The 15,819-nt window shown below is 70.8% G+C and carries 12 protein-coding genes and 1 pseudogene; 9 read left to right on the top strand and 4 right to left on the bottom strand.

Features of this window, described 5'->3' with window-relative positions:
* Window positions 1-58 precede the first annotated feature (58 nt).
* Entirely contained in the window at window positions 59-811 is a 753-nt protein-coding gene (locus ABH926_RS03445; RefSeq protein ID WP_370363830.1) for a hypothetical protein, read from the bottom strand.
* A gap of 27 nt (window positions 812-838) precedes the next feature.
* Here ABH926_RS03445 and ABH926_RS03450 point away from each other — a divergent pair, with 27 nt between their 5' ends.
* From ABH926_RS03450 to pstB, 7 genes and pseudogenes are all read left to right on the top strand, one after another.
* Complete coding sequence (locus ABH926_RS03450; protein ID WP_370363828.1) at window positions 839-3,133, top strand: RNA degradosome polyphosphate kinase; 2,295 nt, start codon at window positions 839-841, stop codon at window positions 3,131-3,133.
* 172 nt (window positions 3,134-3,305) lie between these two features.
* Window positions 3,306-4,247 carry a CHAD domain-containing protein gene (locus ABH926_RS03455; RefSeq protein WP_370363768.1) on the top strand — a complete coding sequence of 314 codons (942 nt, stop codon included), beginning with the start codon at window positions 3,306-3,308 and terminating at the stop codon, window positions 4,245-4,247.
* On the top strand, window positions 4,247-5,155 hold the full coding sequence (locus ABH926_RS03460) for an NUDIX domain-containing protein (RefSeq protein ID WP_370363769.1): 909 nt from the start codon (window positions 4,247-4,249) through the stop codon (window positions 5,153-5,155). The genes ABH926_RS03455 and ABH926_RS03460 overlap by 1 nt, the downstream gene beginning before the upstream one ends.
* A gap of 272 nt (window positions 5,156-5,427) precedes the next feature.
* Complete coding sequence (gene pstS / locus ABH926_RS03465) at window positions 5,428-6,612, top strand: phosphate ABC transporter substrate-binding protein PstS (protein ID WP_370363770.1); 1,185 nt, start codon at window positions 5,428-5,430, stop codon at window positions 6,610-6,612.
* A 208-nt stretch (window positions 6,613-6,820) separates the two neighbouring features.
* Window positions 6,821-7,789, top strand: a pseudogene (pstC, locus tag ABH926_RS03470) (phosphate ABC transporter permease subunit PstC); the annotation flags it as partial.
* Between the two features lie 66 nt (window positions 7,790-7,855).
* Window positions 7,856-8,881 carry a phosphate ABC transporter permease PstA gene (gene pstA / locus ABH926_RS03475; protein WP_370363829.1) on the top strand — a complete coding sequence of 342 codons (1,026 nt, stop codon included), beginning with the start codon at window positions 7,856-7,858 and terminating at the stop codon, window positions 8,879-8,881.
* A gap of 12 nt (window positions 8,882-8,893) precedes the next feature.
* Window positions 8,894-9,670 (top strand): phosphate ABC transporter ATP-binding protein PstB, encoded by a 777-nt coding sequence (gene pstB, locus ABH926_RS03480; RefSeq protein WP_370363771.1) that lies wholly within the window; start codon window positions 8,894-8,896, stop codon window positions 9,668-9,670.
* Window positions 9,671-10,083: 413 nt separating this feature from the next.
* On the opposite strand, the gene ABH926_RS03485 is transcribed toward pstB, so the two are convergent.
* Together ABH926_RS03485 and ABH926_RS03490 are read right to left on the bottom strand one after the other, a co-directional pair.
* Entirely contained in the window at window positions 10,084-10,863 is a 780-nt protein-coding gene (locus ABH926_RS03485) for a hypothetical protein (RefSeq protein WP_370363772.1), read from the bottom strand.
* A 146-nt stretch (window positions 10,864-11,009) separates the two neighbouring features.
* Window positions 11,010-12,002 (bottom strand): ArsR/SmtB family transcription factor, encoded by a 993-nt coding sequence (locus tag ABH926_RS03490; RefSeq protein WP_370363773.1) that lies wholly within the window; start codon window positions 12,000-12,002, stop codon window positions 11,010-11,012.
* A gap of 97 nt (window positions 12,003-12,099) precedes the next feature.
* On the opposite strand from ABH926_RS03490, the gene ABH926_RS03495 reads away from it, so the two are divergent.
* Entirely contained in the window at window positions 12,100-13,491 is a 1,392-nt protein-coding gene (locus ABH926_RS03495; protein WP_370363774.1) for an MFS transporter, read from the top strand.
* A gap of 100 nt (window positions 13,492-13,591) precedes the next feature.
* Window positions 13,592-15,574 carry a cell wall-binding repeat-containing protein gene (locus ABH926_RS03500; RefSeq protein WP_370363775.1) on the top strand — a complete coding sequence of 661 codons (1,983 nt, stop codon included), beginning with the start codon at window positions 13,592-13,594 and terminating at the stop codon, window positions 15,572-15,574.
* Here the strand turns inward: ABH926_RS03500 and ABH926_RS03505 are convergent.
* Entirely contained in the window at window positions 15,540-15,749 is a 210-nt protein-coding gene (locus ABH926_RS03505) for a Fic family protein (RefSeq protein ID WP_370363776.1), read from the bottom strand. The two genes, ABH926_RS03500 and ABH926_RS03505, sit on opposite strands and share 35 nt — an antisense overlap.
* Between the last annotated feature and the right edge of the window lie 70 nt (window positions 15,750-15,819).

Consider the following 15,819-nt stretch of genomic DNA (forward strand, 5'->3'; position numbering starts at 1 on the left):
CGCGGGCCGCGGGCCCGGAGCGGCGCCTGCGCCGTCCGGGCCCGCGGCCGGCGAGAGGTCAGCCGGCATGTGTGCCGTCGGCCCCGCGGCGGCGCATGGTCCACAGGCCGTAGCCGATGCCGCCGGCCACCAGCGCGATGCCGCCGGCGGTCATGCCGAGGTCGCCCTTCATCACCGAACCGCCGCCGCCGGCCTTGGGCGGGTTGGTCGGCGTCGGGCTCACGCCGCCGAAGATCGTGATGCTGGTGACGCCGTTCAGGCTGTTGGAGCCGGTGCCGCAGGTGACGTTCACCGACCACTGGCCGTTCTGCGCGTTCGAGATGATGGTCGCGGTGCCGGCCAGGCCCGCGCCCTTGGGGTTGCGGGTCAGCGAGACCGAGCCGTTGTTGGCGAACACCGCGGAGGTCGCGGTCCCGGAGTCCGGCTGGATGCAGGTCGGGACGGTGATCAGGACCTGCTGCCCGGGCTTGGCCGCGCTCGGGTTCAGCTCCACCGCCGGACCGCTCAGACCGCTGCCGCTGGTGGCACTGGTAGTGCTGGTGGTGCTGGTCGAGCTGGTCGAGCTGGTGGCGGCGCCGCTGCCGGCGAGGCTGTTCACGCCGCTGCTCACGCTGTTCAGCGCGCTCTGCACGTTCGAGATGCCGCTGGAAACACTCTGATAGCCGTTCTGGACGCTCTGGACGCCGTTGGACACGGTCGACGCGCCGTTCTGGACGCCGTTCACCAGGTCCCCGGCACTGGCGTGCGTGTTCATCATCCACAACAGCGCGACCGCGCCACCGCCCACCACCAGGGTCTTCATCCCGAACATCGCGGGGGCCTCCCGTCGTCTACGGTTCTGTCAGGGTTCGAAGCGGCAAAAGCTGGGAACGCTGGACCCCAGCGGGGTACGCCTTCCAGATCCATCGATACCGTCGCGGAAGGGGTTTCACCTGTTGAGCAGCGCATTTTCGCCCGGATGGCGCAGGAGGTCACCCGGACGCCGAGAATCCACCCTCTGGATACCTCTCGTTCACGCCCACGTGTCAGGCTGAGAATCATGACCGGCCCGGCTCCCGAAACGCGCTTCCTGGACCGGGAGATCTCCTGGCTTCGGTTCAACGAACGTGTCCTGGAACTCGCCCAGGACTCCGCCCAGGTTCCACTGCTGGAGCGGGCCCGGTTCCTGGCGATCTTCGCCTCCAACCTGGACGAGTTCTACATGGTCCGGGTCGCCGGCCTGCGCCGGCGGCTGGCCACCGGCGTGGCCACCACCTCGGCCTCCGGCCTGCCGCCGCGCGAGGTGCTGCGCCGCATCCTGGCCGAGACCCGGGACCTGATGGACCGGCACGCCGCGGTCTTCCAGCAGGTGCTGCGCCCCGAGCTCGCCGCGGTCGGGATCAACATCATCCGCTGGGCCGAGCTGGACCCCGAGGAGCGGGAGAAGCTGTTCCAGCTGTTCCGCTACCAGCTGTTCCCGGTGCTGACGCCGCTGGCCGTGGACCCGGCGCACCCGTTCCCGTACATCTCCGGCCTGTCGCTGAACCTGGCGGTCTCGCTGCGCGACCCGGACACCGGGCAGGAGCACTTCGCCCGGGTCAAGGTGCCGCCGCTGCTGCCGCGGTTCATCGAGGCCAACTCCGGCCGCTACGTGCCGGTCGAGGACGTCATCGCCGCGCACCTGGAGCTGCTGTTCCCGGGCATGGAGATCCTGGACCACCACGCCTTCCGGGTCACCCGCAACGAGGATCTGGAAGTCGAGGCCGACACCGACGAGAACCTGCTGCAGGCCCTGGAGCGCGAGCTCATGCGCCGCCGGTTCGGCCCGCCGGTGCGCCTGGAGGTCGACGAGAACATCCGGCCGCAGGTGCTGGACCTGCTGATCCGCGAGCTGGACATCAACGAGGACGAGGTCTTCAAGCTCTCCGCGCCGCTGGACCTGACCGGTCTGAACCAGATCGCCGACATCGGCAAGGCCGGGGAGTACAGCGAGCTGCGCTTCAAGTCGTTCGTCACCAAGACCCACCCGGACCTGGCCGACGAGGGGCCCGGCAAGCCCGCCGACGTCTTCGCCGCGATCCGGCGCCGCGACATCCTGCTGCACCACCCCTACGACTCCTTCGCCACCAGCGTGCAGGCGTTCCTGGAGCAGGCCGCCGAGGACCCGAACGTCCTGGCGATCAAGCAGACCCTGTACCGCACCAGCGGCGACTCGCCGATCATCGACGCGCTCATCGACGCCGCCGAGGCCGGCAAGCAGGTGCTGGTCCTGGTGGAGATCAAGGCCCGGTTCGACGAGCACGCCAACATCTCCTGGGCCCGCAAGCTGGAGCAGGCCGGCTGCCACGTGGTCTACGGCCTGATCGGCCTGAAGACACACTGCAAGCTGTCCCTGGTGGTGCGCCGCGAGGGCGGCTTCCTGCGGCGCTACTCGCACGTGGGCACCGGCAACTACAACCCCAAGACCGCCCGGCTGTACGAGGACTTGGGCCTGCTGACCTGCGACAACGAGATAGGCGCGGACCTGTCGGACCTGTTCAACCGGCTGTCGGGGTATGCCCACCCCACCAAGTTCGGCCGGCTGCTCACCGCGCCCAACGCGCTGCGGCCCGGACTGCTGGAGCTGATCCATCAGCAGCGCGAGAAGGCCGAGGCCGGCCAGAGCTCGCGGATCCGGATCAAGGTGAACTCGATCGTCGACGAGATCCTGATCGACGCGCTCTACGAGGCCTCGCAGGCCGGCGTCCCGGTCGAGGTCTGGGTCCGCGGCATCTGCGCCCTGCGGCCGGGGGTCGAGGGGATGAGCGAGAACATCAGGGTGCGCAGCGTCCTGGGCCGGTTCCTGGAGCACTCCCGCGCCTTCGTGTTCGGCACGGACGAGGAGGCGCAGGTCTGGATCGGCAGCGCGGACCTGATGCACCGGAACCTGGACCGCCGGGTGGAGGCCCTGGTCCGGCTGGTCGAACCGGTCCAGCGCCGGGCCATTTCGGCGCTGTTCGACCTGGCCATGGACCCCAAGACCGCGGCCTGGGACCTGGCCGGGGACGGCACCTGGACCCGGAGCGAGTACGCCGAGGACGGCTCCCCCCTGGCCGATCTGCAGAACACGCTCATCGCCGAGCGTGCCGACTGGTGGAGCCGGCGGACCGGATGAGCGCGGTGGGAGCGGGGTCGTGGTGGGGACAGGACCGTCCGGCGACGCCGGGCGGTCCGTGCTGTGGGGTTGGACCGGTGGGACCGAAGAAGAGCGCCGCCATCGGAGGCAACGGCGGAACCGAACCGTCAGGCAGAGGCCTGACGCACGTCGTGGGGGCAGTGGCGGACACATGGATGCAGCGACTCAGCGCGCGATGGCCGGATTCGGGGCGGCGGGTCCCGACGGACCGGCGGGACTGGCGGTACGGGGGTACCTCGCCGAGCAGTCGCGCGCCTTCCTGACGCACAGCGCGCTGCCGGTGCAGCAGCCGGCCGCGGTGCGGCTGCGCGCGGCCTGCCTGCGGGTGGGCACGGCGCTGGCGGCGTGCCGGGAACTGGTGGACGCGGTCTGGGCCGACGAGCTCGGCCGGGAGCTGCGCGGCACCGCGCTGGTGCTGGCCGCCGAGCGGGACGCCGACGCGGTCCGGCCCCGGCTGCTGACGCCGCTGGACCGGTGGATCGCCGAGGGCCGCTACCCCGACGGCGGCGCGGCCCGCACCCGCACCCTGCTGACCCGGATGCTGGACCGGGAGCGCTCGGCGGCGCACGGCCAGGCCACCGCGGCGCTGGTCGGCCCGGCCTTCCACGCCCTGGCCGACCGGATGGCCACGCTGGCCCGGGACGTGCCGCTGACCCCGGCCGCCGACCGGCCGTGCCGGCAGGTCCTCCCCGGATTGGCCGAGGGCGCCTGCGAGGAGTTCGCGCGGCGGGCCCGCGACCTGCCGGAGCCGCTGGCCGCCGAGGACGCCGGCGGCGACGCGGCCTGGCTGGCCGCCGAGGACGCCGGCCGGGCCGCCCTGCACACCGTCGAGCTGTGCCGGCCCGCCGGTACGCTGATCGCCGGCGAGGATCCCGCGGACCTGCTGGACCGGCTCGCGCGGATCGCCGAGGCGCTGGCCGAGCAGCGCGACGCGGTCCTGGCCGCGGCCTGCGTCCATCGGGCGGCCGACACACCGCGCATCGCCGCCACAACCGGATATGTACTGGGAAGACTGCACGAGGAACAACGCCTGGCGGTGATCCGGGCCCGGAGCACGGCGCCGCTGGCGGTACCAGAGAGGTCCGCGCACTGATGAACGCCGCCGGCGAAGCCGACCAGACCGCGCCGATCCGGGTCCGGGCGGCCGGCTGCGTCGTGTGGCGTCCCGGGCCCGCCGGTCCGGAGGTGGCGCTGATCCACCGCCCCCGCTACGACGACTGGTCGTTCCCGAAGGGCAAGCTCGACCCCGGCGAGGGCTACGTCCAGGCGGCGGTCCGCGAGGTGCGCGAGGAGACCGGGTATCCGGTGGTCCTGGGACGGCGGCTGCCGACCCAGGTCTACGACGTCTCCTTCGGCGGCGCGGCGCGGATGAAGCGGGTCAAGTACTGGGCCGCGCAGGCCGCGGTGGACTCCGACTTCCAGCCGAACTCCGAGGTGGACCGGCTCGAATGGCTCCCGCTGGCCGCGGCGCGCGACCGGCTGACCCGCCCGACCGACCGCGACCTGCTGCGGGCGTTCGCCGCGGCGCCGGTCGACACCGTGCCGGTCCTGCTGCTGCGGCACGCCGAGGCGGTGCCGCGCAAGCGCTGGGACGGTGAGGAGCTGGAGCGGCCGCTGACCGGACGGGGCCGCGACGATGCCGAGGCGCTGGTCCCGGTGCTGGCGGCGTACGGCCAGGCGGACCTGACCGCCTCGCCCTTCGCCCGGTGCGTGGCGACGCTGAAGCCGACCGCGCGGTCCGCCGGCGCCGCCCTGGCCCTGGAACCCGCGCTCGGCGAGGGCGCCGACCCGGACGCCGGGCGGGCCTGGCTGCGCGAGGCGCTCAAGTCCGGGCGCACGACCATCGCCTGCTCCCACCGCCCGGTGCTGCCGGAGCTGCTCGCCGAGAGCCCGCTGGGCCAGGCCGTGCACTCCGGCCGCCGGGCGCTGGCGCCGGCCGAGGCCTGGGTGCTGCACGCCCGCGACGGCCACGTCGTGGCGATCGACCGGCTGAAGCGGTGAGCAAATCCATCACGCCTTGTCAAGATCCGGTGACCGGGCGTCCCAGACCGACACCGGTCCGGTCCCCCGTTGTCGACCGCCGTTCAGGCGATGGTCGCCGAAAGCGTTCGCGAGGGCACTTTTACCCGCCCTGAACAGGGGCTGCGGCGCTCGGCCGCCCGGGACCGTTCACCCTCCGTTCACCTTCACCCGTCCATCGATTCACCTGGCCTCCCTAGCTTCGACGAAGACAACGCATGCAATGACTTCCGATGATTCGAAGGGACTTCCCGGTGAAGATCCACGCTGGTTTCAATGGGCGCAGTGCCGCGGTCGGCGCCGGAGTTCTGGCTCTGGCCATGGCCGGCCTGACGGCCTGTGGTTCTGACAACAACTCCTCGTCGAGCTCGGGCGGTTCCTCGTCCACCACCTCGGCGGCCGGAGGCGGCAGCAGCACCTCCGCCTCCGGTTCGTCCACGGGCGCCGCCGGCGGCATCACCTGCGCCAACGGCACGCTCTCCGGCCAGGGGTCCACGGCCCAGAACACCGCGATCGTGAAGTTCATCAAGGACTTCCAGACGCAGTGCGGCAACAGCACCAACATCAACTACAACGGCACCGGCTCCGGCCCGGGTGTGACCGCGTTCATCCAGAAGCAGGCCGACTGGGCCGGCTCGGACTACGCGCTGAACTCCACCCAGCAGCCGCAGGCCGACGCGCGCTGCACCGGCGGCAAGGCGCTTTCCGTCGGCACCATCCCCGGCGCCATCGCGGTGATGTACAACGTGCCGGGCGTGAGCAAGCTGAACCTGTCGGCGTCGAACCTGGGCAAGATCTTCAACGGCAAGATCACCAAGTGGAACGACCCGGCGATCGTCGCCGACAACGCCGGCGTGACCCTGCCGGACCTGGCGATCCAGACCTTCCACCGGTCCGACGCCTCCGGCACCTCGTACAACTTCTCGAACTACCTGAACAAGACCGCCGCGACGGACTTCCCGGCGGCGGCGAACAAGCAGTGGCCGGGCACCGGCGGCCAATCGGCACAGGGCTCGAAGGGCGTCGCCCAGGCCGTGAAGACCACCTCCGGCGCGATCGGCTACGCCGAGGTCTCCTACGCGACCTCGAACAGCCTGAACACCGCCTCGGTCGGCAACGCGGCCGGCAAGTTCGTGCCGCTGACGGTCGCGAACGCCGGGAACTTCATCGCCAAGGCGAAGGTGGACACCACCGGTGGCAACTACCTGTTCAACTTCGACTACACCTACTCGGCCGACGACGCTTACCCGGCCGTGCTGGTGACCTACGAGATCGTCTGCTCCTCGGGCAACGACTCGGCGAAGCTGCCGCTGCTGAAGAACTTCCTGTCCTACACGGCCAGCAGCGCCGCGCAGGGCCAGCTGGAGGGCATGGGCTACGTGCCCCTGACCTCCGACCAGCAGGCCAAGGTCCAGGCCATCTACGCCGGCCTGAGCTAAGCAGTCCAGCGAGACAGAGCTGAACGATGCGACACGTCGGAGCCGTCGGTCACCACCGATCGGCTCCGACGTGTCGGTGCCGGAATGCCGTACCCGTGCCGTCCCGGCTTGTCCGTTTTGGTCTAACGGAATCGAAACTCGCAGTGAACGCATCCTTTCCAGGCCCAGCTGTAGCCGTTGGGCGCCCGAGCCACGAGGCAGGACCCGAATGAGCGGCATAGCGCCGACGGCCACCCGGCCCACCCCGCGCCCCGGCGGCTCCGGCGGCGGGGTCCTCGACTCCGGCACCCGCCGGAGCGACGCGGTCTTCTCCGGCGTGGTCCGCGGCGCCGCCTTCTTCCTGCTGCTCCTGATGGCGGCGATCGCCACCTTCCTGGTCTACCGCGCCAGCAGCGCGCTGTCGGCGAACACGGCCAACGTGCTCACCTACACCGGCCAGTGGGCCCCGGACGACTCCCCGCCGAAGTTCGGCATCGGAGCGGCGGCCTGGGGCACGCTTGTCACCTCGACCATCGCGATCGTGATCGCCGCTCCCGTGGCCGTCGGCGTGTCGCTGTTCATCACCCAGTACGCCCCGCGGCGGCTGGCGCAGGTGCTCGGCTACATCGTCGACCTGCTGGCCGCGGTCCCCTCGATCGTCTACGGCCTGTGGGGCATCCTGTTCCTGGTGCCGCACATGCAGGGCCCCTCCCAGTTCGTCTCGGACATCCTGGGCTGGATCCCGATGTTCTCCTCCGGCGTCTTCGGCCGCTCGGTGTTCACCGCCGGGGTGATCCTGGCCATCATGATCCTGCCGATCATCGCCGCGATCTCCCGTGAGGTCTTCCTGCAGACCCCGCGCGAGCAGGTCGAGGCCTCCTACGCGCTGGGCTCCACCAAGTGGGAGATGATCAAGCTCGCGGTGCTGCCCTACGGCCGCAGCGGCGTGGGCTCGGCGATCGTTCTGGGCTTCGGCCGCGCACTCGGTGAGACCATCGCGGTCGCGATGGTGCTGTCCATCAGCTACAACTTCGTCACCAAGTGGCTGCAGCCCGGCGGCAACACCATCGCCGCCAACATCGCCCTGCAGTTCGGCAACGCGCTGCAGACCGGCCAGGGCGCCCTGATCGCCTCCGGCCTGGTGCTGTTCGTGGTGACGTTCCTGGTGAACCTGCTGGCCCGGCGGATCACCTCGCGCGCCGGCGCCCCCAAGGACGAGCGCTGGAGCCTGTTCTCGGTGTTCCGTGGCCGCGGCGGCCGCTCGATGAGCTACGAGTCCTCCTACGACGCCAACGCCGCGGACGTGCCGGACCGACGCGGGGCGTTCGAGCCCAAGGACTCCGCGGACGAGGTGGCCGCCGACGAGGCGGCCGGCCGGTCCCGGACCCGGCGCGCGGCGCACAGCACGATCGGCGGCGGCGTCCTGGTCTCGCCCTCGCTGCCGCGCCGGATCCGCAGCGGCGCCGCCGGCGCGGTCACGACCCTGGCGTTCGTGCTCGCCGTGGTGCCGCTGATCTCCATCATGTGGCTGGTGGTCTCGCGCGGCGTCCACGCGCTGAACGTCGAGTTCCTGACCCACTCGCTGCGCAACATCTCCGAGGACCAGGTCGGCGGCGGCGTGTACCACGCCATCATCGGCACCCTGGAGATGGCGGGCCTGGCCGCGCTGATGGCGGTCCCGATCGGCATCCTGGTCGCGGTGTACCTGGTGGAGTACGGCAAGGGCATGCTGGCCAAGGCCGTGACGTTCTTCGTGGACGTGATGATGGGCCTGCCCTCGATCGTGGCCGGCCTGTTCATCCTGTCGCTGTGGATCATCACGCTGCACCAGTACCAGAACGGCTTCGCCGGGGCGCTGGCACTGATGATCCTGATGCTGCCGGTGGTGATCCGCTCCAGCGAGGAGATGCTGAAGCTGGTTCCCGACTCGCTGCGCGAAGCGTCCTACGCCCTGGGCGTGCCGAAGTGGCGCACCATCACCAAAGTGGTGATCCCGACCGCGCTGCCGGGCATCATCACCGGTGTGATGCTGGGTGTGGCCCGCGTGATGGGCGAGACCGCGCCGATCCTGCTGGTGGTCAGCTACATCCAGAGCATCAACCCGAACCCGTTCAGCCAGACCATGGGGCAGGCGACCCTGCCGACGGTCATCTTCAACACCTACACCTCCTCGGAGCACGCCTCCAACGACCGCACGTGGTCCGCCGCGCTGCTGCTGATCATCATCATCATGGTGCTGAACATCATCGCCAGGCTCATCGCCTGGTGGAAGACGCCCGGCCGGGCCTAGGAGAGATCGAAAATGGCGAAGCGCATTGACGTCGCGGGCCTGTCCGCCTATTACGGCCCCACCCGCGCCATCGAGGACATCTCGATGACCGTGGAGCCGCGCACCGTGACGGCCTTCATCGGGCCCTCCGGCTGCGGGAAGTCCACCTTCCTGCGCACCCTGAACCGCATGCACGAGGTCATCCCCGGCGCGCGGGTCGAGGGCAAGGTCACCCTGGACGACGTGGACCTGTACGGGGCCCAGGTCGACCCGGTGGCCGTGCGCCGGCACGTGGGCATGGTGTTCCAGCGCCCGAACCCGTTCCCGACGATGAGCATCTACGACAACGTCGCCGCGGGCCTGCGCCTGGCGGGCGTGAAGAAGCGGGGCGAGCTCGACGACATCGTCGAGCGGTCGCTGAAGGGCGCGAACCTCTGGAAGGAGGTCGAGAACCGGCTGAAGAAGCCGGGCGCCGGCCTGTCCGGCGGCCAGCAGCAGCGCCTGTGCATCGCCCGCGCCATCGCGGTCAGCCCCGACGTGCTCCTGATGGACGAGCCCTGCTCGGCCCTTGACCCGATCTCCACCACGGCGATCGAGGACCTGATCTCGCAGCTGAAGTCGGAGTACACGATCGTGATCGTGACCCACAACATGCAGCAGGCGGCCCGCGTCTCGGACCGCACCGCGTTCTTCAACATCAGCGGCACCGGCACCCCCGGCCGCCTGATCGAGATCGACGAGACCTCCCGCATCTTCGCCAACCCGACGGAGAAGGCCACGGAGGACTACATCACCGGCCGGTTCGGATGACGGTCGGCTAAGACCGGCGGCCGCGACGCTCGCGGCCGCCACAGCGAAGGCTCCCAGCACTCGAGGGATGTGCTGGGGGCCTTCGCGGCTTCCGGGAAGGCCCCGGGGTCCGCAGGGGCTGAGGCGGGCGCTGAAGGGCTCCAGAAGGCCTGTCACGGCCGAACCGCCGCCACCGATGCCGCCGGCCTGAAGCGAATCAGCACTCTCGCCCCGCGGCGGACGATGTCACACACGAGCCCTGATCGCTTCGCAGCGGACAGCACCGCGCCCCCACCTGAGGCTCGCCTCAAGGCAGGGGCGCGTCACGCGCAGCTCTTCGGACAGCACCGTTGTTCTTTTTGGACAGCACCGCGCCCCCGCCCCGAGGATCACCCCAAGACAGGGCGCGTCACGCGCGGCCCGTCAGCCGCGCCCTACCCCTGATCGCCCGGCGGCGAATGCAGCGGCGACCTGGCGCCCCGCCGCGTGGGCCCGCGGCCCGGGGCGTGCGGCGCCGAGTGCGTCGCGTTGTGCGGGTGGCCGGTCGGGCCGGACGGGGGCCCTGAGGCCGAGCCGGGCCCGGTCGAGCCGCCGAGGCCGGCGGCCACACTCTTCTTCTTGTGGACCTCCTCCGCCGCGCGGGCGGCGGCCAGGTCGCGGTTCGCGGCGGCGAAGATGTCCTTGGTCACCGCGAAGGAGGCGGGCGTCTCCGAGGCCTCGTCGGGGTACCAGATGGACCGCGAGGAGTGCAGGTAGTCGCCCATGTATATGTGGAACGCGCCGGTGAAGGTGCGTCTGTTGGGATTCGCAATCCGGTGGATGGCGTCGTGCGCCATGAGCACCGCCTGGCCTTCGTTGATGTCGACCGTAGCGGTCCGTTGTAAGCGCGCGCCCGCGCTGGAGCCGGCCTGGTAGAAGTCGTTGACCTCCAGCCCCGCGTAGACGCCGGTCATGACCGGCGTGTTGTGGTTGTGCGCCGGGTAGGACATCCCCGGCGCCCACACCATATTCTCGATGACCAGCTCAGGGCCCGGATACAGGACCTGCAAGTGAGCTTCGCGCGGGTCACCGAAGCACTCGCGCACCGGCGCGCATCCGCGCCCGAGTATCCGGTCCAGCACGTCCTTCACCGCGTCGGCTCCGTCGGCCTCCCAGGCCTGCAGGCACTCGCGGACGAACTCGTCGATGTCGAACTTTCGGCGTGATCGCGGCATCGCCATGACTCCGTTCAGCTAAAGGCTGACAGCGCTCCGTTCTCTCCCCGCCAAATACTGAAGCACCTGACGCCACCGGCGCGCCAGGGGCGCGTCAAACCTTTCTTCGGATTACCCCGATCTCGGCCGTTTTGTGGGACACGCTGTCAAGCCGCTGCCGCCAATAGCGAGTCCGCCACGGGGGTACGGGCGTAAAGCACCGAACGTCCCGCGCGATGCGCCGAAACCATGCCCGCGCCCCGCAACGCGGTCAGGTGCTCGGACACCCCGCCGGCCGACATCCCGGTCCGCGAGGCGAGTTCGGTGGTGGACGCGGGGGCCTCCAACTCGGCGAGCAGCAGGGCCCGCGAGCGTCCGATGACGGCGGCCACGGCGTCCGACGGCTCGGCCGCGCGGCGGGCGAACAGGGTCCCCACACCGCGCGCCCCGAAGCACAACTGCGGCACGTCACCGGTGGCGGCCCTGGTGAGAATCTTGTTCCAGGCGAAGGCCGACGGGACCAGGATCAGGCCCGGAGCATTGTCGTCGCGGCACAGCACGCGCTGCCGGTGCAGCATCCGCAGCGTCCCGCTGTTCCAGCTGACATCCGGGTGCAGGTCGTTGAACAACCGGGCCGCACCGTACTCGGCGACCTGCCGCGCACGGTGGTAGATGTCCGCCTCCAGCAGGGTCCTGATCCGCGACCAATAGGGGGCGAGTGCGATCTGGAAATAGTGCTCGATGTCCTTGGACAGTTCGCAGAGCGCTTGCTCGCGATGGCTTCGCAAACGCGCGGCGAACGGCGGTAACGCTCCGTTCGGCACTTTCTGGTCATACAGATCGAGATCAGCCGAAAGATGGTCGTCGGGCGTCGCCTGAATGGCTGCGAGCTCTTCTTCCAGAGTCGGCGCGGACTTCGTCGGCGCCGGGTTGAGGAAGTCGGGAACGTAGGATTGTGCATGGAATAGCGCGGAAAGACTTCCGGTCAACAGTCCCGCGGCGGCCAGCCGCGGACGGACCTGGTCGAACCACGGGCCGTGGACCGGATACAGTCCGGGCCTGGTCAGGACCCGGAAACTGGTGAGAACCTCCCACATCGGGGAGACGGAGAAGCGCACCTGCGCCAATTCGTCCGCGGTGAATGACAACGTCGCCGACACAGCGTTTCCCCTCCCGGTGCCGCCACCCCACGCCCTCTGATTCGGGCGGGGCCGAATGATTGTCCCATGATCGCCGCCCGGCGCCACTCTGGGCGCCATGACCACCACGAGCATCTGCCCGGAGGCGTCCGCACCGGCCTCCCACCAGGGCCCCGCCACCCGGGCCCGCCGGCGCCGGGCCCTGCGCGCCCCGTCCGCCTTCGCCGGATTCCCCCAGGCCATCTGGGTCATCTTCGCCGGCACCGTCGTCAACCGGATCGGCTTCCTGGTCGGGCCGTTCCTCGTCTTCTTCCTCGGCTCGCGCGGAATCCCGGCGTCGCAGACCCCTTACGTCCTTGGCGCTCTGGGCGCCGGCAACCTGATCGGCCCGGCGGTCGGCGGCTGGCTGGCCGACCGCAGCAGCCGGAAGCTGACCATGCTGGCCGGCCTGCTCGGGACGGCGGCCGCGCAGGGCGCGCTGTTCGCCTCGCCCGACGCCGCGACCATGGCGGTCGCCGCGGTCGCGCTGAGCGCCACCGCGACGATGGTGCCGCCGGCGGCCTCGGCGACCCTGGCCGACAACGTCGGGCCGACCCGCCGGCGCGAGGCCTTCGCGCTGATCGGGTGGGCCGTGAACATCGGGACGGCCGTTGCCGGGGTGCTCGGCGGATACCTCGCGGCGCACGGCTACTGGATGCTGTTCGCGATCGACGCCGGGACGTCGGTGGGGTACGCGGTGATCGTGGCGTTGGCGCTGCCGGCGGACCGGACGAAGCAGGTCGGACCGCAGGGTTCTGGTACTGGCACGCAGGACTCGACCACCGCCGCCAGTGCCGCCGACGCGACCAGCCCGGCCGCCGCGACCGCGACCATCCCGGCCATCCCGGCCATCGCCACCACCGCCACCACCGCCACCGACTCCGGCTACGGCGTCGTCTTCCGCGACCGCCTCACCCGCCGGCTCCTCCTGCTGTTCGCCGTCCAGCTGTTCATCTACTCCCTCACCGAGAGCGCCCTCCCCCTGGCCATCCGCACCGACGGCCTGTCCCCCGCGGTCATGGGCCTGGCCGCCGCGGTGAACGCGGGCCTGGTCGTCCTCCTGCAGCCGCTGGCCACCACCGTCCTGGCCCGCTTCGCCCGCACCCCGGTCTACGTCGCCGGCAGCGCCCTGGTCGTGGCGGGCGTCGCCCTCACCGGCCTCGCCCACACCCCCGCGGCCTACGCGGCGACCGTCGCCGTCTGGTCGGTCGGCGAGGTCGTGGTCGGCGGCGCCCCCGCGGGCCTGATCGCCAACCTCGCCCCGGCCCACGCGCGCGGCCGCTACCAGGGTGCCTTCAGCTGGACCTGGGGCGCGGCCCGCTTCCTGGCCCTGGCCGCCGGCACCACCGCCTACACCCTCGCCGGCCCGGCGTTCCTGTGGTGGGGGACTCTCGCCGCCGGTGTCGCGGCCACGATCGGGTTCGCGGCCCTGGGCCCGGCGATCGACCGGCGGAGCGTCGAAGAGGCCTGAGAAGGCTGTTCCTCGGCAAGGGCAACCTTTCTCAGCGCTTGTTGGTCCGACGATTTGAGTCTCGATATCCGGGACTATTCATGACTCTTGTGGAGAGTCCATGTCAAAATTCTCTGGACGGCGCCCTCTCGCGCTGTCCGCGATCCTCTCGACGTCACTCATACCGGCCCTGGGGTTCGCCGCGCCTTCGGCGCACGCCGTGAACCCCGGTCCCGCCGACAGCTCCCTGACGATCAGCGACGGGACCCAGCGGATGCTGGTCGACGGCCAGCCCCTGACCTTCCCGACCACGGTCACCGACGCGACGTGGTCCCCCAACGGCAGCCGAGTCGCCTTCGTCGACGCCACCGGGGACCTGGTCTCGACGCTTCCGGACGGCAGCCGGACGCGGGTCCTGGCCCATGGCGGGCCCGGGATCGCCATCTCCAGCCCGACCTGGAGCAGCGACGGCTCAAGCGTCGCCTTCGCCGAGTCGGTCAACGGCGCCCTCGGCCCCATCAAGCTCGCCAAGGCCGACGGCTACGGCACCAGCGCCTCCGGCGGCGGCGACGGATCCGACATCGCCGACCTCTGGACCCCGTACGACGGCGCGGCCTACTCCTCCCCGGACGCGGTCTACGCGCCGGACGGGACCGACCCGTCGACGAACACCGTCCCGAACTATGTCTTCCAGAAGACGCCCGCCGGCAGTTCCACGGCGCAGATCTGGTCCATCCGGAAGTACGCCGGCGGGTGGGAGCCGTACAAGATCGCGGACGGGACGCAGCCCACGGTCAGCCCGGACGGCAGAACCGTGGCGTTCATCGACGGCTCCTGGCAGCTCGCGGTGGTCGACATCAGCAACCCGTTCCAGCCCTCGGCGCCGAAGGTCCTGACCCACCTGGACGACCTCCAGCTGTCCCACCCGGCCTTCTCCCCCGACTGCACCAGGATCGCCTTCGAGACGTCGTACGTCAGGATGGGCGCCCCGTCCATGCCGAACGACGTCGAGGCGATCCCGGCGGCCGGCGGCACCCCCGCCGTCGTCTCGCAGCACCCCGGCGTCCCGGCCTACCGCCCGACGGCCCTCACCCACGTGACCCGCCTGGCCGGCGCCGACCGGATCGGCACCGCGATCGCGATCTCGAAGGCTGAGTATCCCGACGCCACGCTGCCGGCCGCCCGGCCGACCACCGTGCTGCTGGCCCGCTCCGACCAGTACGCGGACGCGCTGGCCGGCAGCGTGCTCGCCAAGAACGGACCGTTGCTGCTCACCCCCTCGGCCGCGCTCGACCCGGCGGTCCGCGCCGAGATCGTGCGCGTGCTGGGGCCGGCACACCACGGAGCGCCGGTCGTCACCCTGCTCGGCGGCACGCAGGCCCTCTCACCGGCCGTGCAGAAGGCGATCACCGACCTCGGCTACGGAGTGAAGCGCCTCGGCGGCCCGGACCGCTTCGCGACCGCCGTGGACATCGCCCAGAGCACCATCAAGCCGGGCCCCTACGACCGCACGTACGTGGTGGCCACCGGCGACGACTTCGCCGACGCCCTGTCCGCCAGCGCGACCGGCCACCCCATCCTGCTCACCGACGGCAAGGTGATGCCGCCCGTGACCGCCGCTTTCCTTAAGGAGGTGAGGTACCCGCCCACCGGCGGCGCACCGACCTTCTACGAAGTCGGCGGCCAGGCCAAGACCGCGATCGAGACCTCCGGCGCCACCGGCACGGCCCGAACCATCGCCCTGGCCGGCACCGACCGCTTCGAGACCTCGTTCATGGTGGCGCGCGAATTCTTCGGCGCCGCCCCCGCCCGACCCGGCCGCCTATACCTCGGAGCCGCGACCGCCTTCAACTGGCCCGACTCCCTGGCCGGCGGCGCGGCCATGGCGAAACTCTCAGGCCCGATGCTCCTGGTGGACCCACAGAAGGGCCTCAGCACCGAGGAGCAGCAATGGGTCTCCGCCAACTCCGGCAGCGTCGACAGCGCCCTGGTCTTCGGCGGCCTGGTCGCCCTGCCGGGCGGCATCGACACCGAGCTCGGCACCAACCTGTCGGGCCCGGCCGGCTACGTCACCGCGACCGACCCGGCGAGCATTCCGCGGTAGGGGCCGTCATGGACACATAAGCGAGCCGCTTGTTGCCATCTGGCATCGCATGGTTCTTGGACAGGTGCGAACACAACACGGCCGCCTTGACGATGGGATCGGGGTAGAACTCGTGACCGCCGAAACTCGCGGCAGGCGATGCCAACGCGGAATCGGCCAGGGCGATGTCGATCACCTTGGCAAGATCTTTGGCAGGAACGCCGAGGACCTGCTCGCCGATGACGAGCAGGTCCTCTAAGCGCGGC

It is taken from the genome of Catenulispora sp. GP43, from assembly GCF_041260665.1.
Lineage (GTDB): Bacteria > Actinomycetota > Actinomycetes > Streptomycetales > Catenulisporaceae > Catenulispora.